Consider the following 19,426-nt stretch of genomic DNA (forward strand, 5'->3'; position numbering starts at 1 on the left):
CATGATCGCCATAGGGGCCCCGGCCAAACACATCCACCCAGCCGGGCACACCCATCAAAAGACCGGGCTTTGAACCAAAGCCATGGCCAAACACAGCCACCCAGCCGGGCACCCCCACCAAACCCCCGGGCTCGAAAGCTGAGCACATCCACCCACTCGGGCACCCAACGCAAAGACCGGGCTCCGCAGGACACATGCGCGGCCAAGCCCATCCACCCGAGCACCACCAGCGGAATCCCGCTTCGCGGACACGGCCCAAGTGGCCTGGTGGAATAGCGGCGGATTGGCCTCGATGAGCGGGCCACCTCGGACGTAGTGTCGGGGGAGCGGCGGTGTGCCGCCTCCCCCGACGAGAACTGGAAGGGCCCTCCCGTGTCCGAAACGCAGACCGCTCCCGAGACCGGCACCACCCGCGTCAAGCGCGGCATGGCCGAGATGCTCAAGGGCGGCGTCATCATGGACGTGGTCAACGCCGAGCAGGCGAAGATCGCCGAGGACGCGGGCGCGGTGGCCGTCATGGCGCTCGAGCGGGTCCCCGCCGACATCCGCGCCCAGGGCGGCGTCTCCCGGATGAGCGACCCGGACATGATCGACGGCATCGTCGCCGCGGTGTCCATCCCGGTCATGGCCAAGGCCCGCATCGGCCACTTCGTCGAGGCCCAGGTCCTGCAGTCGCTGGGTGTGGACTACATCGACGAGTCCGAGGTCCTCACCCCCGCCGACTACAGCAACCACATCGACAAGTGGGCTTTCACCATCCCCTTCGTCTGCGGCGCCACCAACCTCGGTGAGGCCCTGCGCCGCATCACCGAGGGCGCGGCCATGATCCGCTCCAAGGGCGAGGCGGGCACCGGTGACGTCTCCAACGCCACCACCCACATGCGCAAGATCCGCGGCGAGATCCGCAGGCTGACCTCGCTGCCCGAGGACGAGCTGTACGTGGCGGCCAAGGAACTCCAGGCCCCGTTCGAATTGGTCCGCGAGATCGCCCGCACCGGCAAGCTCCCGGTCGTCCTGTTCACCGCGGGCGGCATCGCCACCCCCGCCGACGCGGCGATGATGATGCAGCTCGGCGCCGAGGGCGTCTTCGTCGGCTCCGGCATCTTCAAGTCCGGCAACCCCGCCCAGCGCGCGGAGGCCATCGTCAAGGCCACCACCTTCCACGACGACCCCGACGTGATCGCCAAGGTCAGCCGCGGCCTCGGCGAGGCCATGGTCGGCATCAACGTCGAGGACATCGCCCAGCCCCACCGCCTCGCCGAGCGCGGCTGGTAGTCGGGGGCTGCCTGCCCCCGGGGTCGGCTCGTGCGAGTCGAGTGGTCGCTGGGTGGTCGGGCCGGGATCGATCCGGCCCGACCACCCAGCGCCATTTCGACGGTCGGACCAGCTCCCCCGCAGCCACCGGGCTGTGTCAACCGTTCGAGCGCGGGGCGATGAGACAGACCACTCCGCCGATCAGCAGGACCGCCGCGGGCAGGAGCAGGTCCTTGCCGTTGAACAACGCGCTGTCCGGAGGGGCGAAATCCCACCCGAGGTGGTGGAACACCCTGCCCACGTGGTTCACGTTCGCCAGCAACACCACACCCGTGAACGACGCGATCACCACCTTCAGCCCCTTGCTCCCCCCGGTGACCGCCAACGCGAGGAGCAAGACCGCGATCAGCCACAGGCCACCGGTTTTGTGGACAGCCACCGCCGCCAACCCCGCCGCCAAGGCCACCAGTCCGCCGAGCGCACCTCGTGACAGCGCCGACGAGCGCACCACCGCGAACGCGGCCACCGCGACCAAGGCGACGAGGGCGAACCGTTCCGGCCAGGCGCCCAGGTCGGGAAGTGTCCCGGTGAGGCCGCGGATCACGCTGGCGAGCACGAGGGTGCCCGAGCCGACGACCGAAACCGCCACGAGCGGCCCGGTGGGATGCCCGCCGCGGCGGTACCACCACCGGGTGGCCAGGACACCGACCGCGATGGCGACCAACCACGCCATGCCGAGCACGAGCGGGTGCGCGACCTGCTGGAACAACCCATCGGCCACGGTGTCGAACGGGTCCACGCCCACCGGACCGAAGTCGACGCGAGTCGACGGCAGGGTCCCGCCGCAGCCCGTCGTCCCTGTCGCGGGGTCGGTCGTGCAAGTGCCGGTGGACGCACCTGACCACCCGAAGGGGTCGTGGAACGGGATCAGGGCCAAGAGCAGGACCCCGAACGCGATCTGGGGCAACCAGGCGGGATTCCTCCCGCCTCGGGGGCGCCCGGTCGGGCCGGGACGTTCGGGCATTCGGCACTCCCCAGGTCGGACCGCACCGCGTCGGGCATCCTGCCGGACCATGATCGCGTCCCGCCGTGAACACATCCCGCCGCGGGTGCCAATACAGGGGTGTGGAGGCGATCACGGGCATGGCGGTCGGGGATGCGCGGCCAGACCTGACCGGCGACGACGCCGCAGTGGTGTTCACGCGCCTGTTCGACAGCCATGCCGATGGCATCCACCGCTACCTGACCAGACGGGCCGGCCCGGCGGCCGCGGACGACCTGGTGGCGGAGACCTTCGTCGCGGCCTGGGCGGGCCGGGTCGGCTACGACCCCGCTCGCGCCGATGTGCGCCCGTGGTTGTTCGGGATCGCCACCAACCTCCTCCGTGCCCACTGGCGCGAGGAAACGCGGTCGCTGCGGCTGGCCGCCCGCGTGGGTGACCAGCCCCTCGAACCACCCGAGGACCCGGACGACACCGCGATTCGCCGTGCCGACGCCGATGCCGACGTGCGTGGTCTCGCCGCCGCGCTGTCGGACCTGCCCGCGGCGGACCGCGAGGTGTTGCTGCTCACCGCGTGGGCTGAGCTGACGGCGGTCGAGGTCGCGGAGGTCCTGGGCATCCCGGCGGGCACGGTGCGGTCGCGCCTGCACCGGGTCCGCCGCACCCTCCGCGCCACCGCCCCCGCCCTGGCCGCCCGAGTCGAGGAAACGACGTGACCATGCCCACCCCGTGGACCGAGGCGGAGCTCGACGACGCACTGGACCGGCTCAACGCCGGCATCCGCCCAACCGCGGGCGGTGTGGCCCGCGCCCGCGCGAAGCTGGTGGCGGCGATCGCGGAACCGGACCGGGTTCCGGTCGCGCGGCCGGACCGAGCCGCGGCGGGCCGTGCGGCCCGCGCCGCAACCGCGCGACCGAGCCGCGGTACGGCAGCGCGGAGGTGGCGGGCGAGCAGGGTGCTCACCGCGGCGGCAGCCGTGCTGGCGGTCGTCGGGTTGGCTGTCGGGATGTTGCTCGTGCAGTCCGCGACCACGGCCGGACCCGCGTCCGCCGCGGCGGTTGCGGCGTTGGAGCGGGCAGCCGTCGGCGGGGGACAGGATGCCCCGGTGCCGGACGGCTCGTACCGTCACGTGACGACGCATTCGTGGGACCTGCGTGAGATCGGGCGGACCCCGCAGGGGCCCGCCGCCTACCTGGCCGAGACGGTCATCGAGGTGTGGATACCGCGCGACCCCGCGCAGGAGTGGCAGATGGAGCGGTCGACCACACCGCGCAAGGTGTGGGTGGCGGGGAACGAGAACGAGGCCCGCGCCGCCGGGTTGATGATCGACTACCCGCTTCCCCGCGGCGGCCGACCCGGCCCGCTGCGCGCGGCCTGCGGCGACTTCTACGCCACCGGGGACCGCCCGGCCTGTGCGGCGCCCGGAACGTGGCAGACACCCGACACCGAGTTCCTGTCGAGCCTCCCCCGCGATCCGCGGGCCCTCTACGACCGGTTGCTCACCGATGCGTCCGCGACGGGCCACGGGACCTCGCAGGTGCTCACCCTGACCACCGACGTGCTCCGCACCGGCTTGGTCCCCGCCGACCTGCGGGGCGCGCTCTACGCGGCTCTCACCCGCCTGCCCGGTCTCGACGTGGTCGACGCCGCCGCGAACCTCGACGGGAAGCGCGGCACCGCCCTCGGTGTTCTCGACGACCAGACCCGTCAGGACATGATCATCGACCCCGTGACGGGTGCCTTCATCGGTGAACGCCGGGTGAGTGCGGGGACCACCGAGAGCGGTATCCCCGGTGGGACGCTCCTCGGCTACTCCTCGGTGGAGGCGGACGTCGTCCCCGCCATCGGCCAACGCTGACCTCGCACACCGGTGCGGGCACGTCGTGCGCCGACGCGGGGAGTCCGCTCAGTTGTGCTCGGACACCAGTGAAGCCGTGGTCCCGGTCTCCAGCGCCTCGAACACGTGCGGCAGGTCCCCCGGGTAGCTCATGAAGTCCCCCGGCAGCAGTTCCACCGGCGCCTCCGCCGGCCCCACCAGCGCCCGCCCCGTGCACAGCACCACGTGCTCCACCACCCCCGGCGCGTGCGGGTCGGACACCCGTCGGGACCCCGGCTCGCTCGACACCAGGTAGATGTCGCGCCGGGCGTGCGGGGGGCTCGCCGAGAGCAGGGCGGTCCGGTACTCGGCCTGTTCCGATCGGACGGCGGGCCCCTCCCCGCGCCGGATCACCTGGACCGGTGTGCAGGGTGGGTCCACGAGCCTGCTGAAGGGGATGTCCAGGGCCAGGCTCAGGGCCCACAGCGTCTCGATGCTCGGGTTGCCCGCGCCCGACTCCAGTTGCGAGAGGGTCGACTTGGCGACGCCCGCGCGCTTGCCGAGTTCGCTCAGCGACAGGCCCACGCGCTCGCGTTCGCGCCGCAAAGAGCGGGCGATGATCTCGCGTGGTGCGCCCCGGTCCGGCATTCCAACCTCGTTCGACACATCGGTCCGATCGTTCTCCTTGACGAACGATCGGTGTGTGTTCATGATAATGGCCATGCGTTCGTTGTGGCGAACACTCGATCCGGAGACCCTGCGGGGAATCCTGACCATCACGGGGTCCGCGGCGGTCAGCGGTGCCTCGTTCGGGGCCATCGCCGTGGCCACCGGGCAACCGCTGTGGGTGCCGATCACCATGTCCGCCCTGGTCTTCGCCGGTGGGTCGCAGTTCCTCGCCGTCGGGGTGCTGGCGGGTGGGGGCGGGCCGGTGGCCGCTGTGCTCGGGGGGCTGGTGCTCAACGCCCGGCACCTGCCGTTCGGGTTGGCCGTGGGGCACCTCGTGGGGCGCGGGCGGGTCGCGCGCCTGGTCGGGAGTCACCTGCTGGTCGACGAGTCGGTGGCGTTCGCCCTGGCGCAGCGTGATCCCGGGCAGGCCCGCGCCGCGCTCTGGGGGTGCGGCGCGGGCCTGTTCGCGGGGTGGAACCTGGGGACCGTGCTCGGCGCGCTGGTCGGCGACCTGATCGCCGACCCGGCCGCCCTGGGGTTGGACGTGGTGTTCCCGGTGCTGCTGCTGGCGCTGGTGCTGCCGGTGCTCACCGGGTCGCAGCGGCAAGGCAAGCTGCGGCCGGTGCTGGTGGGGGCGGTGGTGGCGTTGGCGACGACGCCGTTCCTGCCCGCCGGGGTGCCGGTGCTGCTGTCGCTGGTCGGGCTGTTCGCGGTGCCCCGGCGCGAGGCGGCGGCCACGTGACGGTCGTGGCGATCCTGCTGCTCGCCGCCGGGACGTTCGCCTTCCGGTACGGCGGGACCGCGCTGCGCGAGCGGATCGACCTGCCCGAGCACGTGCGCGAACTGCTCTCCACCGCCGCGCTGGTGCTGCTGGTGGCCCTCGCCTCGACCGCCGCGCTGGCCAAGGGGCAGTCCTTCGCCGGGTGGGCGCTGCCCGCGGGGGTGGTCGTCGGCGGGGTGCTGGCGTGGCGGAAGGTGCCGTTCCTCGTCGCGGTGGTGGCGGGGACGGGCACGGCCGCCCTGCTGCGGGTGGTCGGGGTGTCCTGACTAGGCTGGTGGACCGGCCGGGGTGGCCGGGGCGGCAGGAGGATGGACGAGGGTGTCGGACGGTCGACCGCTGATCGGGGTGCTGGCGCTGCAGGGCGACGTGCGCGAGCACACCGCCGCGCTGGAATCCGGTGGCGCGCGCACGCTGGCGGTGCGGCGGGTCGCGGAACTCGCCGACGTCGACGGGCTGGTCATCCCCGGCGGGGAGTCGACCACCATCTCCCGGCTGTTGCAGACCTTCGAGCTGCTGGAGCCGCTGCGCGCCCGGCTGGCCGACGGGATGCCCGCCTACGGGTCCTGCGCCGGGATGATCCTGCTCGCCGAGAAGGTCCTCGACGGCCGACCCGACCAGCAGCAACTCGGCGGGATCGACATGACCGTCCGCCGCAACGCCTTCGGCAGGCAGGTGGACTCGTTCGAGGCCGACCTCGACCTCGCCGGACTCGACAGCGCGGCCGGGAAGATCCATGCTGTGTTCATCCGCGCCCCCTGGGTCGAGGCGGTGTCGACCGGCGTCGACGTGCTCGCGACCGTGCCGGACACCCCGGCGGCGGGTGCCGCCGCCGGTAGGATCGTGGCCGTTCGACAGGGACCCGTGCTGGCGACCGCGTTCCACCCGGAGCTGACCGGCGACACCCGGGTGCACCGCCTGTTCGTGGACGTCGTCCGCGGCCGGGCCTGAAGCAGACACGCCTGAGTTACAGACGGAGGAGAGATGAGCGGCCACTCCAAGTGGGCGACAACCAAGCACAAGAAGGCCGCCCTCGACGCCAAGCGTGGCAAGCTCTTCGCGAAGCTGATCAAGAACATCGAGGTCGCGGCGCGGACCGGCGGCGGTGACCCGGAGGGCAACCCGACGCTGTTCGACGCCATCCAGAAGGCGAAGAAGAACTCCGTCCCGCTCGACAACATCGAGCGCGCCCGCAAGCGCGGCGGCGGCGAGGAGGCAGGCGGCGCCGACTGGCAGACGATCATGTACGAGGGCTACGGGGCCAACGGCGTCGCGGTGCTCATCGAGTGCCTGACCGACAACCGCAACCGGGCCGCGAGCGAGGTCCGCACCGCGATGACCCGCAACGGCGGTTCGATGGCCGACCCCGGCTCGGTGTCGTACATGTTCAACCGCAAGGGCGTCGTGGTCATCCCGAAGAACGACCTGTCCGAGGACGACGTGCTGATGGCCGTCCTGGACGCGGGCGCCGAGGAGGTCAACGACCTCGGCGACACCTACGAGATCGTCTCCGAGGCCACCGACATGGTCGCGGTGCGCACCGCGGTGCAGGAGGCGGGCTACGACTACGAGTCCGCCGACGCCAGCTTCGTCCCGTCCCTCACCGTCGCCCTGGAGGTGGACGGGGCGCGCAAGATCTTCAAGCTGATCGACGCCCTCGAAGACTGCGACGACGTCCAGAACGTCTACTCGAACTTCGACGTCTCCGACGAGGTCATGGCCGAGGTGGACTGAGTCGTGGCAGAGGTCGACTGATTTCTGGTCTCATGGAGGCCCGGGCGCACTGCGCTCGGGCCTCCGTCGTCTCCACCGAGTCCCCGCCCGGTCCCCAGAGGAGTCCCCGATGTCGCTGGACCACATCTCCGAGGAGGAGGCGGCGCTGCGCGAGTGGCTGCTGGCCACCTGCGAGTCCGACGGGCACGCGGTGGTCGAGGTCGACGGCGACGAGTTCGGCGCCCCCTACGCCTTCTCCGTCGGTGCCTGGCGCTGCTTCGGCGCCCCCGAGGCGGTGGTGGTCGGCCTGCCGAAGGACATGGCCCGCCCGCTGATCGACCTCTACGTCCGCCGCGCCGCCGCCGGGGAGCGGTTCTTCCCCGGCCTGCCCTACCTGGACTTCTTCGACGGCACACCGCTGGTGGTCGAGCGGGTCCACCAGGCGTTCTACCCCGAGTACCTCGGCAGCGCGATGCTGCTCTACCCGTCCGGGCAGTTCCCGGCGCTCCAGTTGATCGTCGCCACCCCGGAGGGCCACTTCCCGTGGAGCCGCCGCGCCCCGGCGGGCTTCGCCGACTGGCAGCCGGTCCTCACCGACTCCGGTCAGCCGGAGAGCTGGCGCCCGGGGATCGACGGCCCCTAGCGGGTCAGCCGGGTGATCAGCTCGCGGTGCTCCGGGAACTGCGCGACCAGGGCCGCGCGCTCGGGGAAGTGCACGGTGTCGTCGGTGTAGGGCGGCACGACGACCGTGCCGACCAGTGACCAGTCCGGCGTCTCCGAGGCCTGCCACACCCCGGCCGGGACCACAAGCTGCGGGCGCTGACCGGCCACGACGTCCGGGCCCAGCACGGTCGAGCGCGGACCGCCGGGGCCGAGCAGGTGCACGGTCAGCGGGGAACCGGCGTGGAAGGCGTACAGCTCCGGGTGGTCCAACCGGTGCCAGGCGGAGAACTCCGGGGCGACGAGCAGGTAGTGGATCGCCGAGAACGCCTCGTCGCGCCAGGACTGGCTCCAGCGACCGCCCTCCACCGGCAGCGGTTCGAGGCCGAGCGCGGCGGTGATCTCTTCCGGTGTCACGCGGGCGATCATGCCGGAACGGCCCTCCCGGCCGGTCGGGGTGCCTCGCTAGGCTCGGGCGGCCCGTTCCCCCTGGAGGTCCCACCGCTGTGACCGCGCCCGACCGACCACCGCGCCCGCGCGACATGTCCGAGGACCAACTGGGGTTCTGCCCGCAGCCCGCGGTGCGCTGGCTGGCGCCGAAGGTGCTGATCAGCACCGGCGTGCAGTCGCTGATCGCGTCGATCTTCGGCTCCTACGCCGACAAGCGCGAACTCCAGGGTTCGCTGCCCTCGGAGGTCCACCGCTTCTCTCAGGGGACCGACGAGGCGGGCGAGTTCTGGTTCGACTTCGTCGCCGACCTCGGCGACGGGTTCGACGCGACCTTCTCGGTGGCCTCCCTGCTCGCGGCGGAATCCCTCGACCTACCCGGCGTCGGCCCGCTGCCGCGCGGGCGGCTGCTGGTCATGGGTGGCGACGAGGTGTACCCCTCGGCGTCCACCCGCGCCTACGAGGACCGCACCAAGGGCGTCTACAAGGCGGCGCTGCCGGTGGCGCGCGGCGAGGCGCCCACGCTGTTCGCCCTGCCCGGCAACCACGACTGGTACGACGGCTTGACCTCTTTCCTGCGGGTCTTCGCCCAGCAGCGGGCCATCGGCGGTTGGCAGACCGCGCAGCGCCGCTCGTACTTCGCCGTGGAGCTGCCGCGGCGGTGGTGGCTGTTCGCCATCGACACCCAGTTCGACGACTACGTCGACAGCCCTCAGTTGGAGTACTTCCGCGCGGCCGCCGAGGGCCTGCGCCCGGGCGACGGGGTGATCCTCTGCACGCCCACCCCGGTGTGGGTGGACGCGGGCTCCGGGCGCGAACCCGGCGGCTACGACACCGTGGAGTTCTTCGACCGGGAGGTCGTCCGCCCGCACGGCGCCGAGATCCGGGTGATGCTCTCCGGCGACAAGCACCACTACGCCCGCTACGCCGAGGACGGCGGCGACCGGCAGCGGATCACCGCGGGCCACGGCGGCGCCTACCTGACCGCCACCCACGCCCTGCCCGCGCACCTGCGACTGCCCCCGCCGCAATCGCGGGTCCGGGAGAAGGCCGCGCCGGTCGACTTCAGCCTCGCCACCCGCTACCCCAGGCGGCTGACCTCCGAGCGGTTCGCCGCGGGGATCTTCCGGCTGCCGTGGCGCAACCCCGGCTTCTGGGGCCTGACCGGCGCCCTCCAGACCGCCATGACGCTCGCCGTCCTCTACGGGCTGGTGGAGACGCTGGGCACGCAGCGGCAGAAGGGGTTCTTCGGGCTGGTCGCGAGCTGGACGCCCGCGCTGATCGTCGCCGTGGTGCTGCTGCTCGGCGGCACCGCGTTCGCCAAGATCGAGCGCTCGCACGGCGGGCACACCGCCACGGTCGCGGGCGTCCTGCACGCCCTCGCGCACATCGGGTTGAGCACCGCGTGGGCCTTCGTCGTCATCTGGCTCTACACCCGGGTCCTGCCGGACGGGCCGGTCGAGGACTGGGCCACGCTGGTGATCGTCCTGGTGGGCACGCCGGTGGTCATCGGGCTGCTCGACGCGGAACTGGTGGCGCTGTACCTGATGGTCGTGAGCCGGTTCGGGATCAACCTCAACGAGGTCATGGCCGGGCAGAGCATCGAGACCCACAAGGGCTTCCTGCGGCTGCGCATCGACGCGGGCGGCGCGCTCACCATCCACCCGGTGCGCCTGGACCGGATCGGCCGCCGCTGGAGCGCCAACCCCGGCGGCGCCGAGCACGAGCCGTGGCTGCTGCCCGCCCGACCGCTGCGACCGGAGCTGATCGAGCCCCCGGTGACCGTTCCCCGCGTGTCCGCCCCGGAGCGGGCCCGGTGACCCCTTAAGCTCTCGAACGAGTGTTCACCGGTGTGAGGGAGAGCGGCCGACCGTGCGTGTCCTGGGTGTCGACCCCGGTCTGACCAGGCTCGGGATCGCCGTGGTGGACGGCGGGACCGGCCGCGCCGTGACCGCCGTGGCGGTCGACGTGATCCGCACCCCCGTCGACGACGACCTCGCCGTGCGGCTGCTGAAGGTGGCCGACGGGGTGGAGGCCTGGCTCGACCGGCACCGGCCCGGGGTGGTGGCGATCGAGCGGGTGTTCAGCCAGCACAACGTGCGCACCGCCATGGGCACCGCCCAGGCCGCGGGCGTGGTGGCGCTGGCCGCCGCCCGGCGCGGGCTGCCGGTCATGTTCCACACCCCCAGCGAGGTCAAGGCCGCGGTGACCGGGTCCGGGCGGGCGGACAAGGCGCAGGTGACGATGATGGTCACCAAGCTGCTGCGGCTCACCGAGGCGCCCAAGCCCGCCGACGCCGCGGACGCGCTGGCGCTGGCGATCTGCCACCTGTGGCGGGCCCCGGTGCGCAACCGGATGGCCGAGGCGGAGGCGAGGGCGGCGGAGTTCGCCAAGGCCCACCGTGCGAGGCTGGCCGCGGCAGCGGCACAGGCCAGGAGCGGGAGCGGGACGGTGGCGAAGTGATCTCATCGGTGCGCGGGACGGTGGCGTCCATCGGGCTCGACCACGCCGTGGTCGAGGTCGGCGGCGTCGGGCTGGCCGTGCAGGCCACCCCGCACACGCTGGCCACCCTGCGCCGCGGCGACGAGGCGGCGCTGTCCACGGCGCTGGTGGTCCGGGAGGACTCGCTGACCCTGTTCGGGTTCGCCGACACCGCCGCCCGCGACCTGTTCTGGCTGTTGCAGACCGTCTCCGGCATCGGCCCCCGGCTGGCCCTGGCCACGCTGGCGGTGCTGGAGCCCGCGCAGTTGCGGCACGCCATCGCCGACGGCAACATCACCACCCTCACCCAGGTCCCCGGCATCGGCCGCAAGGGCGCCGAGCGGCTGATCATCGAGCTGCGGGACAAGGTCGACGCCCTGGCCGGGTCGGCGGAGGCGCCCGCCGCGCCCGCCGCCGGGCAGGTCCGCGGCTCGGTCGTGGAGGCGCTCACCGGCCTCGGGTTCCCGGTCAAGCAGGCCGAGCAGGCCGTCGACGGGGTGCTGGCGGCGCCGGAGAACGCCGGTGACGCCACCCCCGCGGTGCTGCGTAAGGCCCTGGCCACCCTCGGCCGCAAGCGCTGATGGTGAACAGCGGCATGGGCGGCGGCACGGACAGTGGCACGGGCGGTGGCACGGGTGGTGGCATGGTGGAGGACATGAGCGACGACCTGGCGGGGGAGTGGGCGGAGACCCAGCTCTCCCCGCTGGCCGAGCCCGCCGAGCGCGACGACGAGTCGACCCTGCGCCCGCGCGACCTGCACGAGTTCGTCGGTCAGCCCCGGGTCCGCGAGCAGCTGCAACTGGTGCTCCAGGGGGCGACCCGGCGCGGCGCCCCGCCCGACCACGTGCTGCTGTCCGGGCCGCCCGGCCTGGGCAAGACCAGTCTCGCCATGATCATCGCCGCCGAGCTGGGCAGGCCGATCCGGATCACCTCCGGCCCGGCCCTGGAGCGCGCGGGCGACCTGGCCGCGATGCTGTCCAACCTCGCCGAGGGCGAGGTCATGTTCATCGACGAGATCCACCGCATCGCCCGCCCGGCCGAGGAGATGCTGTACCTGGCGATGGAGGACTTCCGGGTCGACGTGGTCGTCGGCAAGGGCCCCGGCGCCACCAGCATCCCGCTGGAGATCGCCCCGTTCACCCTGGTCGGGGCCACCACCCGGTCCGGGACGCTGACCGGGCCGCTGCGCGACCGCTTCGGCTTCACCGCGCACATGGAGTTCTACACGCCCGAGGAGCTGGAGCAGGTGCTGCGCCGCTCCGCGCGCATCCTGGGCATCGAGCTGCGCGACGACGGCGCCGCCGAGATCGCGAGCCGGTCGCGGGGCACCCCGCGCATCGCCAACCGGCTGCTGCGCCGGGTCCGCGACTACGCCGAGGTCCGCGCCGACGGCCGGGTCGACCTGGCCGTCGCCCAGGCCGCGCTGGCCGTCTACGACGTCGACGACCTGGGCCTCGACCGCCTCGACCGGGCCGTGCTGAGCGCGCTGGTCCGCTCCTTCGGCGGCGGACCGGTCGGGGTCGCCACGTTGGCGGTGGCGGTCGGCGAGGAGCCGACCACGGTGGAGGAGGTGTGCGAGCCGTACCTCGTGCGCGCCGGGATGCTGGCGCGCACGCCGCGCGGTCGGGTGGCCACCGCGCTCGCGTGGTCCCACCTGGGGCTCACCGCCCCAGCGGACGCGCCGGGCTGGACTGCGCCTACCCTGTTCGACGAGTGACCCTCGCGCACTGCTGACACGCACTGCTGACAGACGGTGGCCACCGGGGCGCCGTGACCTGGCAGACTCGGGTGCACAACCCGAACAATCGGACTTTTCCCGCATCGGGAACGGTTCCCGAACGGAGAGAAATGAACTCAGCGCTCCTGCCCCTGCTCCTCGTCGCCGTGCTGGCCATCCCGCTCATCCTCGGCTCCCGCAAGCAGAAGAAGATGGCGGCTGAGCAGCAGAGCCTGCAGAACTCCCTCGCGGTCGGCGACCGGGTGATGACCACCTCCGGCCTCTACGGCACCGTCTCCGACGTCTCCGACGACGCCACCATCGGCATCGAGATCGCCCCGGGCTACGAGACCACCTGGCTGCGCCAGGCCGTGCGCGAGAAGGTCGGCCCGGATGTGCTCGACGAGGATGACGACCTGACTGCCGGTGACCACGAGGCCATCCGCGACGAGGACGACGACGTGCGCACCGAGGTCGCCCCGCCGCTGGACCACGGCAAGAAGTAGGCACCGGTTCACCGTGCGCCCCGGCTCCGGGGCCACCGTGACCCGTGCAACACTGGGTTAACTTCGCACCAGGTACGCTGCGCCCTCACCCACATGTGTCATCAGGGTGTGGGCGCAGCGTTCTGACCACACCATCGCGGCGCGCAGGCCCCCGGGCGTGCGCACACGAGCGAGCCGAGGAGACGGACCGACCGTGGCACCACCGGTTGGGCAGATCCGCCCAGGGCGCTATCTGGCGCTCTTCGTAGCAATCGTCGCCGTCCTCTACGCCTTGGTCTTCGCGACCGGCGACCACCAGGCGAAGCCCAAGCTGGGCATCGACCTGCAGGGGGGGACCCGGGTCAGCCTCACCGCCCGGACGGAGAGCGGTGCGCCGCCGTCGAAGGAATCGCTCGACCTGTCCCGCGAGCTGATCGAGACCCGGGTCAACAGCACCGGTGTCAGCGGCGCCGAGGTCGTCCTCGACGGCGACACCCTGGTGATCACCGTCCCCGGTGCGAACGGCGACCGCGCCAGGGACCTCGGGCAGACCGCGCAGCTCCGGTTCCGCCCGGTCCTCAACGCCGCGGCGAGCCAGCCCACCCAGCAGCAGCCGCAGGTCACCCCGCCGACCACCGGTGGCGCCGCGCCGACCAGTGGCGCCGCGCCGACTTCCGGCGCCCCCGCCGCCGGCCAGGCCTCCACCCCGGCCGCCCCGCAGGGCCGCCCGGCGCCCCGCCTGGCCCAGGAGCAGCCGACCACGCCGCCGTCGGCCCCGGCCCCCGCGCCCGCCGAGGACCCTCGGGTCGCCGCCGCCCCGGAGACCTGCAAGGCCTACGTCCAGTTGGTGGCCAAGAAGTCCGACCCCACCACCCCCCTCTCCGACGAGGAGGAGGGGAACCTGATCACCGAGGGCAAGAAGTGCAGGCAGGACCCGCGCCTCGGTGAGAGCACCGACGCGAACGGCGCCACCGTCCCGGCCGACCAGAACCTCCAGGCCGCCGTGCTGGGCGTGATCGACTGCTCCCCCGGCCAGCTCGACCCGCTGGTCGGCAACGACGACCCGAAGCTTCCGCTGGTCGCCTGCGACCAGGACGGCGCGGAGAAGTTCATCCTCGGCCCGTCGTTCCTGGAGGGCACCGAGATCAGCAACGCCTCGGCTGGCCTGGACCCGCAGGGCGCGGGCTACCTGGTGACGGTGAGCTTCAAGTCCGGCGGCTCGGACACCTGGGCGAAGTACACCGCCTCGCACATCCAGCAGCGCGCCGCGTTCGTGCTCGACACGCAGGTCGTGTCCGCCCCGACCATCCAGGGCGCCATCGCGGGCGACACAACCATCACCGGCGGGCAGGGCGGGTTCACCCAGTCCGAGGCCAGCCGGCTCGCCAACGTGCTCAAGTACGGCTCGCTGCCGCTGTCGTTCGACCCCTCCGAGGCCGAGACGGTGTCCGCGACGCTGGGCCTGGCCTCCCTGGAGGCGGGCCTGATCGCCGGTGGCATCGGCCTGGCCCTGGTGTTCATCTACTGCCTGCTCTACTACCGACTGCTCGGCGTGCTGACGATCCTGTCGCTGGTGCTGTCCGCGGGCGTGGTCTACGCGGTGCTGGTGCTGCTCGGGCGGTGGATCGGGTTCACCCTCGACCTCGCGGGCATCGCCGGGTTCATCATCGCCATCGGCATCACCGCGGACTCCTTCGTCATCTTCTTCGAGCGGTTGAAGGACGAGGTCCGCGAGGGCCGCACGTTCCGCTCCGCGGTGCCGCGCGCCTGGATTCGCTCCCGGCGCACCATCCTCTCCGCCGACGCGATCAGCTTCCTGGCCTCCGCGGTGCTCTACGTGCTCGCCGTCGGCCAGGTGAAGGGCTTCGCGTTCACCCTGGGCATGTCCACCGTGCTGGACCTGGTGGTCGTATTCCTGGTGACGCACCCGCTGGTCGTGCTCGCCTCGAAGTCCAAGACCCTGTCCAACTCGAAGCTCTCCGGCCTCGGCTCGGTCCAGCGGACCGCCGCCTCCGCGCGGGCAGCGCGGACCGCGGGCCCCGCCGCCGCGAAGGAAGTGTGACGTGTCGACTCCCACTGGCACCGGCTCGGCGAAGGCCCCCGGGCGCAAGCAGCCGAGCATCTTCGAGCGGATGCACGTCGGCAACGGCGTGTTCGACATCGTCGGCACCCGCAGGCGCTGGTACCTGCTCTTCGGCGCGCTGATGCTGATCTGCGTCGCCTCGATGGTCTTCCGCGGCTTCAACCTGGGCATCGACTTCGAGGGCGGCACCCGCGTGTCGCTGCCCGCGCAGAACGAGTCCAGCCAGACCATCACGGTCGAGCAGGTGGAGGACTCCTTCACCAAGGCGGTCAACAAGGAGGCCGCCTCGGTCCAGGTGGTCGGCACCGGGGCCAACGCCAGCATCCAGCTCCGGTCCGACACGCTGAGCAACGACGAGGTGGCGCGGGTCAAGGCCGGGCTGGCCAACGACCTCAAGCCGATGTCCGCCGACGGCGGGACCGGGATCGGCCAGGTCAGCGACTCGGCGGTCTCGGGCACCTGGGGCGGGGAGATCTCGCGGCAGGCGCTGATCGCCCTCGGCGTCTTCCTGGTGCTGGTGACGATCTTCCTGGCGCTGTACTTCGAGAAGTGGATGGCTGTGGCCGCGTTGGCCGCGCTGGTGCACGACATCGTGATCACCGCGGGCGTCTACTCGATCATCGGCTTCGAGGTCACCCCGGCGACCGTCATCGGTCTGCTGACGATCCTCGGGTTCTCCCTGTACGACACCGTCGTGGTGTTCGACAAGGTCAAGGAGAACACCCGGGGCCTGCTCGGCCTGACCAGGCGCAGCTACCCCGAGGCCGCCAACCTCGCGCTCAACCAGACCCTGATGCGCTCGATCAACACCTCGCTGATCGCGCTGCTGCCGGTGGTCGGCCTGCTGATCGTCGGGGTCGGGCTGCTCGGTGTGGGCACCCTGGAGGACCTGGCGCTGGTGCAGTTGACCGGCATGCTGGCCGGTGTGCTGTCCTCGATCTTCCTGGCCACCCCGATCCTGGTGGACCTGAAGATGACCGAGCCGAAGTTCAAGCAGCAGGCCCGCAAGGTCGAGCAGCGCCGGGCGGGCCTGGCCAAGCGCGCCGAGGCCGGTGCCGAGGGCGAGGACGCGCCGGAGGACGAGGGCGTCGAGGCGCGCAGGGAGAAGGCGTACGCGGGTGGGGTGCCCGGCCGCATCCCGAAGGCGTCCGACGCCCGCCGCACCGCCGCCGCCCGGCCCACGGGCAAGAAGCGCCGCTGACGGTGGCGAACGCGAGTCTGGACAGGGCGCTCGGCCTCGTCCGGGAGGTCCCCGACTTCCCGGAGCCGGGCGTCCTGTTCCGCGACCTGAGCCCGGTGCTGGCCGACGCCGACGCGTTCCGCGCGGTGACCGACGCCCTGGTGGCCGCGCTGCCCCCGGGGATCGACACCGTCGTGGCCATCGAGGCGCGCGGGTTCCTCTTCGGCGCGGCCATGGCCGTGACCGCGGGCCTGGGGCTGGTGGCGGTGCGCAAGCCGGGCAAGCTGCCCGCGGTCGCCGACCGGGTCACCTACGCGCTGGAGTACGGCACGGCCACCCTGGAACTGCCCGCGGACACGCTGGCCCCCGGTGCCCGGGTGGTCGTCGTCGACGACGTGCTCGCCACCGGCGGCACGGTCGAGGCCACGGCCGGGCTGGTGGCCCGCGCGGGCGCGCACACCGACGCCGTCGCGGTGGTCATCGAGCTGGCCGGTCTGAACGGCCGGTCCCGGCTGCCCGGGGGCGCCCCGGTCACCGCCTTGCTCACGGTCTGAGCAGGACCGCCTCCCCACCGTCCCGGTTCCGCTCCCGGACGGGCACAATCGCCGGAACCGGCCACCCGTCGCCGGGCGGTCGTCGGCCGGGGACGCGCCTGCCCCCGGCGGGCAGCTCGTCGTCCCATGTGGGCAGTTCATCCCCCCGATGCCGCGAACCGGGCCCCGGCGGAGTTATTCTCGGTACCCGGGCCACACCCGTGACCCGGACACCCGAGAGTGGCCGGGAGCCGGTTTGACCCACGACGTGGAGACAGGTCTCGCCGGGCAGGTGGGTGCCGAGGCGGCGTCCACCCCGGCGGGCAGGCAGCCCTCGGCCACCCGGCGCGTCCGGGCCAGACTGGCCAGGCGGATCACCGCCCAGCGGCCGACCGTGGTCAAGCAGGTCCTCGAACCGCTGGCCGCCGTGCACCGCGAACTGCACCCCAAGGCCGACCTCGCGCTGTTGCAGCGCGCCTACGACATCGCCGAGGAGATGCACCGCGCCCAGCGGCGCAAGTCCGGCGACCCCTACATCACCCACCCGCTCGCGGTCGCCACGATCCTCGCCGAGCTGGGCATGGACACCACGACGCTCGTCGCGGCGCTGCTGCACGACACCGTCGAGGACACCGAGTACTCCATCGAGGGCCTCACCGGCGACTTCGGCGACGAGGTCGCGCACCTGGTCGACGGGGTCACCAAGCTGGACAAGGTGCAGTTGGGCACCGCGGCGGAGGCCGAGACCATCCGCAAGATGGTCATCGCGATGGCCCGCGACCCCCGGGTGCTGGTGATCAAGCTCGCCGACCGGCTGCACAACATGCGCACCATGCGCTTCCTGCCGCCGGAGAAGCAGGCCAAGAAGGCCCGCGAGACGCTGGAGGTGCTGGCCCCGCTGGCGCACCGGCTGGGCATGGCCACGGTGAAGTGGGAGCTGGAGGACCTGGCGTTCGCCATCCTCCAGCCGAAGAAGTACGACGAGATCGTGCGGCTGGTGGCCAACCGGGCGCCTTCGCGCGACACCTACCTGCAGAAGGTCGTCGGCGAGCTGGGCACCAACCTGGAAGTCTCGCGGATCGACGCGCGGGTCGAGGGCAGGCCCAAGCACTACTACTCGATCCACCAGAAGATGATCGTCCGCGGTCGCGACTTCGACGACATCCACGACCTGGTCGGGGTGCGCATCCTGGTCGACGACGTGCGCGACTGCTACGCCGCGATGGGCGTGGTGCACGCGCTGTGGCAGCCGATGCCCGGCCGGTTCAAGGACTACATCGCCCAGCCCCGCTTCGGCGTCTACCAGTCGCTGCACACCACGGTGATCGGCCCGGACGGCAAGCCGCTGGAGGTGCAGATCCGCACGCACGAGATGCACCGCACCGCCGAGTACGGCATCGCCGCGCACTGGCGGTACAAGGAGACCAAGGGTTCGCACGCCGGGGTCGAGGTCGACGAGATGGCCTGGATGCGCCAGCTCCTGGACTGGCAGCGGGAGGCCGCGGACCCCGGCGAGTTCCTGGAGTCGCTGCGCTACGACCTGGCCACCCGCGAGATCTTCGTGTTCACCCCGAAGGGCGACGTGGAGACGCTGCCCGCCGGGTCGACGCCGGTGGACTTCGCCTACGCGGTGCACACCGAGGTCGGGCACCGCTGCATCGGCGCCAGGGTCAACGGCCGCCTGGTGGCCCTGGAGCGCAAGCTGGAGAACGGTGAGGTCGTCGAGATCTTCACCTCGAAGGCCGAGGGCGCCGGGCCCAGCCGCGACTGGTTGGCCTTCGCCGCCTCGCCGCGCGCCCGGGCCAAGATCAAGCAGTGGTTCGCCAAGGAGCGCAAGGAAGAGGCGATCGAGGCGGGCAAGGACGCGATCACCAAGGAGGTGCGCCGGGTCGGCCTGCCCATGCAGCGGCTGGTGTCGGCGGACTCGGTGACCGCGCTGGCCCGCGAGCTGCGCTACCCGGAGGTCAGCTCGCTGTACGCGGCGGTGGGTGAGGGGCACACCTCCGCCCGGCACGTGGTGCAGCGGCTGGTGGCCCTGCTCGGCGGCGTCGACCACGCCGAGGAGGAGCTGGCCGAGCGGTCCACGCCGTCCACCATCACCCGCCGCCGGGCCTCCGGCGACGCGGGCGTGATCGTCAAGGACGCCTCGGACGTGTGGGTCAAGCTGGCCCGCTGCTGCACCCCGGTCCCCGGCGACGACATCCTGGGGTTCGTGACCAGGGGCGGCGGGGTCAGCGTGCACCGCACCGACTGCACCAACGCCGACGACCTGCTGGGCACCCCGGAGCGGCTGCTGGAGGTGGAGTGGGCGCCGTCGGAGTCGTCGGTGTTCCTGGTCGCCATCCAGGTGGAGGCCCTCGACCGGCACCGGCTGCTCTCGGACGTGACCAAGGTGCTGGCCGACGAGAAGGTCAACATCCTGTCCGCGTCGGTGACCACCTCGCGCGACCGGGTGGCGGTGAGCCGCTTCTCCTTCGAGATGGGCGACCCCAAGCACCTCGGGCACGTGCTCAAGGTCGTGCGCAGCGTGGAGGGCGTGTACGACGTGTACCGGGTGACCTCGGCGTCCTGACCGTTTTCGCCAAGACGGGGTCCGCGCGCGGCGGTTAG

General features: G+C 72.3%; 20 protein-coding genes. 17 read left to right on the forward strand and 3 right to left on the reverse strand.

The window, feature by feature from the left end:
* Nucleotides 1-372 precede the first annotated feature (372 nt).
* Nucleotides 373-1,275, forward strand: coding sequence for a pyridoxal 5'-phosphate synthase lyase subunit PdxS (gene pdxS, locus UO65_RS32725; protein ID WP_035290819.1), 903 nt, complete (start codon nt 373-375; stop codon nt 1,273-1,275).
* 136 nt (nt 1,276-1,411) lie between these two features.
* Here the strand turns inward: pdxS and UO65_RS32730 are convergent, their stop codons facing one another.
* The gene (locus UO65_RS32730) at nt 1,412-2,053 is read right to left on the reverse strand and encodes a hypothetical protein (protein ID WP_152552397.1); all 642 of its coding nucleotides are present in this window, start codon (nt 2,051-2,053) and stop codon (nt 1,412-1,414) included.
* Between the two features lie 344 nt (nt 2,054-2,397).
* On the opposite strand from UO65_RS32730, the gene UO65_RS32735 reads away from it, so the two are divergent.
* Nucleotides 2,398-2,970 carry an RNA polymerase sigma factor gene (locus tag UO65_RS32735; RefSeq protein WP_035290860.1) on the forward strand — a complete coding sequence of 191 codons (573 nt, stop codon included), beginning with the start codon at nt 2,398-2,400 and terminating at the stop codon, nt 2,968-2,970.
* Between the two features lie 2 nt (nt 2,971-2,972).
* The gene (locus UO65_RS32740) at nt 2,973-4,112 is read left to right on the forward strand and encodes a CU044_5270 family protein (RefSeq protein WP_233427942.1); all 1,140 of its coding nucleotides are present in this window, start codon (nt 2,973-2,975) and stop codon (nt 4,110-4,112) included.
* Between the two features lie 48 nt (nt 4,113-4,160).
* On the opposite strand, the gene UO65_RS32745 is transcribed toward UO65_RS32740, so the two are convergent.
* Entirely contained in the window at nt 4,161-4,718 is a 558-nt protein-coding gene (locus UO65_RS32745; RefSeq protein WP_035290822.1) for a helix-turn-helix domain-containing protein, read from the reverse strand.
* 73 nt (nt 4,719-4,791) lie between these two features.
* On the opposite strand from UO65_RS32745, the gene UO65_RS32750 reads away from it, so the two are divergent.
* The 5 genes from UO65_RS32750 (at nt 4,792) to UO65_RS32770 (ending at nt 7,873) form a co-directional block, all read left to right on the forward strand.
* A complete protein-coding gene (locus tag UO65_RS32750; RefSeq protein WP_035290864.1) occupies nt 4,792-5,481 on the forward strand; it encodes an AzlC family ABC transporter permease in 690 nt (229 codons plus the stop codon).
* Nucleotides 5,478-5,786: an AzlD domain-containing protein gene (locus UO65_RS32755; protein WP_035290824.1), complete on the forward strand. Its 309-nt coding sequence runs from the start codon at nt 5,478-5,480 to the stop codon at nt 5,784-5,786. The genes UO65_RS32750 and UO65_RS32755 overlap by 4 nt, the downstream gene beginning before the upstream one ends.
* Before the next feature lie 52 nt (nt 5,787-5,838).
* On the forward strand, nt 5,839-6,468 hold the full coding sequence (pdxT, locus tag UO65_RS32760) for a pyridoxal 5'-phosphate synthase glutaminase subunit PdxT (protein ID WP_035290826.1): 630 nt from the start codon (nt 5,839-5,841) through the stop codon (nt 6,466-6,468).
* Nucleotides 6,469-6,501: 33 nt separating this feature from the next.
* Nucleotides 6,502-7,251 carry a YebC/PmpR family DNA-binding transcriptional regulator gene (locus tag UO65_RS32765; protein ID WP_035290829.1) on the forward strand — a complete coding sequence of 250 codons (750 nt, stop codon included), beginning with the start codon at nt 6,502-6,504 and terminating at the stop codon, nt 7,249-7,251.
* A 109-nt stretch (nt 7,252-7,360) separates the two neighbouring features.
* Nucleotides 7,361-7,873 carry a DUF4262 domain-containing protein gene (locus UO65_RS32770; protein ID WP_035290832.1) on the forward strand — a complete coding sequence of 171 codons (513 nt, stop codon included), beginning with the start codon at nt 7,361-7,363 and terminating at the stop codon, nt 7,871-7,873.
* On the opposite strand, the gene UO65_RS32775 is transcribed toward UO65_RS32770, so the two are convergent.
* The gene (locus UO65_RS32775) at nt 7,870-8,319 is read right to left on the reverse strand and encodes a cupin domain-containing protein (protein WP_052022126.1); all 450 of its coding nucleotides are present in this window, start codon (nt 8,317-8,319) and stop codon (nt 7,870-7,872) included. The genes UO65_RS32770 and UO65_RS32775 overlap by 4 nt on opposite strands.
* A 77-nt stretch (nt 8,320-8,396) precedes the next feature.
* Here UO65_RS32775 and UO65_RS32780 point away from each other — a divergent pair, with 77 nt between their 5' ends.
* From UO65_RS32780 to UO65_RS32820, 9 genes are all read left to right on the forward strand, one after another.
* Nucleotides 8,397-10,157, forward strand: coding sequence for a metallophosphoesterase family protein (locus tag UO65_RS32780; RefSeq protein ID WP_233427939.1), 1,761 nt, complete (start codon nt 8,397-8,399; stop codon nt 10,155-10,157).
* Between the two features lie 52 nt (nt 10,158-10,209).
* Entirely contained in the window at nt 10,210-10,800 is a 591-nt protein-coding gene (gene ruvC, locus UO65_RS32785; protein WP_035290835.1) for a crossover junction endodeoxyribonuclease RuvC, read from the forward strand.
* On the forward strand, nt 10,797-11,399 hold the full coding sequence (ruvA, locus tag UO65_RS32790) for a Holliday junction branch migration protein RuvA (protein WP_035290837.1): 603 nt from the start codon (nt 10,797-10,799) through the stop codon (nt 11,397-11,399). Before ruvC ends, ruvA begins: the two co-directional genes overlap by 4 nt.
* A gap of 74 nt (nt 11,400-11,473) precedes the next feature.
* Entirely contained in the window at nt 11,474-12,535 is a 1,062-nt protein-coding gene (gene ruvB, locus UO65_RS32795) for a Holliday junction branch migration DNA helicase RuvB (RefSeq protein WP_035290871.1), read from the forward strand.
* 131 nt (nt 12,536-12,666) lie between these two features.
* Nucleotides 12,667-13,041 (forward strand): preprotein translocase subunit YajC, encoded by a 375-nt coding sequence (gene yajC, locus UO65_RS32800; RefSeq protein WP_035290839.1) that lies wholly within the window; start codon nt 12,667-12,669, stop codon nt 13,039-13,041.
* A gap of 193 nt (nt 13,042-13,234) precedes the next feature.
* Nucleotides 13,235-15,082 carry a protein translocase subunit SecD gene (gene secD / locus UO65_RS32805; protein WP_052022127.1) on the forward strand — a complete coding sequence of 616 codons (1,848 nt, stop codon included), beginning with the start codon at nt 13,235-13,237 and terminating at the stop codon, nt 15,080-15,082.
* A 70-nt stretch (nt 15,083-15,152) separates the two neighbouring features.
* The gene (gene secF / locus UO65_RS32810) at nt 15,153-16,304 is read left to right on the forward strand and encodes a protein translocase subunit SecF (RefSeq protein ID WP_152552399.1); all 1,152 of its coding nucleotides are present in this window, start codon (nt 15,153-15,155) and stop codon (nt 16,302-16,304) included.
* Between the two features lie 2 nt (nt 16,305-16,306).
* Nucleotides 16,307-16,837 carry an adenine phosphoribosyltransferase gene (locus UO65_RS32815; RefSeq protein WP_084176461.1) on the forward strand — a complete coding sequence of 177 codons (531 nt, stop codon included), beginning with the start codon at nt 16,307-16,309 and terminating at the stop codon, nt 16,835-16,837.
* A 247-nt stretch (nt 16,838-17,084) separates the two neighbouring features.
* Nucleotides 17,085-19,388, forward strand: a complete 2,304-nt coding sequence (locus tag UO65_RS32820) for a RelA/SpoT family protein (RefSeq protein WP_407643175.1) — start codon at nt 17,085-17,087, stop codon at nt 19,386-19,388.
* Nucleotides 19,389-19,426 lie beyond the last annotated feature (38 nt).

This window comes from Actinokineospora spheciospongiae (assembly GCF_000564855.1).
Classification (GTDB): domain Bacteria; phylum Actinomycetota; class Actinomycetes; order Mycobacteriales; family Pseudonocardiaceae; genus Actinokineospora; species Actinokineospora spheciospongiae.

Bases quoted from the DNA above. Each gene is read 5' to 3' on its own strand.
- secF (WP_152552399.1), top strand. From the start codon at position 15,153: ATGCACGTCGGCAACGGCGTGTTCGACATCGTCGGCACCCGCAGGCGC.
- ruvB (WP_035290871.1), top strand. From the start codon at position 11,474: ATGAGCGACGACCTGGCGGGGGAGTGGGCGGAGACCCAGCTCTCCCCG.
- UO65_RS32740 (WP_233427942.1), top strand. From the start codon at position 2,973: ATGCCCACCCCGTGGACCGAGGCGGAGCTCGACGACGCACTGGACCGG.
- UO65_RS32750 (WP_035290864.1), top strand. From the start codon at position 4,792: ATGCGTTCGTTGTGGCGAACACTCGATCCGGAGACCCTGCGGGGAATC.
- UO65_RS32770 (WP_035290832.1), top strand. From the start codon at position 7,361: ATGTCGCTGGACCACATCTCCGAGGAGGAGGCGGCGCTGCGCGAGTGG.
- yajC (WP_035290839.1), top strand. From the start codon at position 12,667: ATGAACTCAGCGCTCCTGCCCCTGCTCCTCGTCGCCGTGCTGGCCATC.
- UO65_RS32745 (WP_035290822.1), bottom strand. From the start codon at position 4,718: ATGCCGGACCGGGGCGCACCACGCGAGATCATCGCCCGCTCTTTGCGG.
- UO65_RS32765 (WP_035290829.1), top strand. From the start codon at position 6,502: ATGAGCGGCCACTCCAAGTGGGCGACAACCAAGCACAAGAAGGCCGCC.
- UO65_RS32775 (WP_052022126.1), bottom strand. From the start codon at position 8,319: ATGATCGCCCGCGTGACACCGGAAGAGATCACCGCCGCGCTCGGCCTC.
- UO65_RS32735 (WP_035290860.1), top strand. From the start codon at position 2,398: ATGGCGGTCGGGGATGCGCGGCCAGACCTGACCGGCGACGACGCCGCA.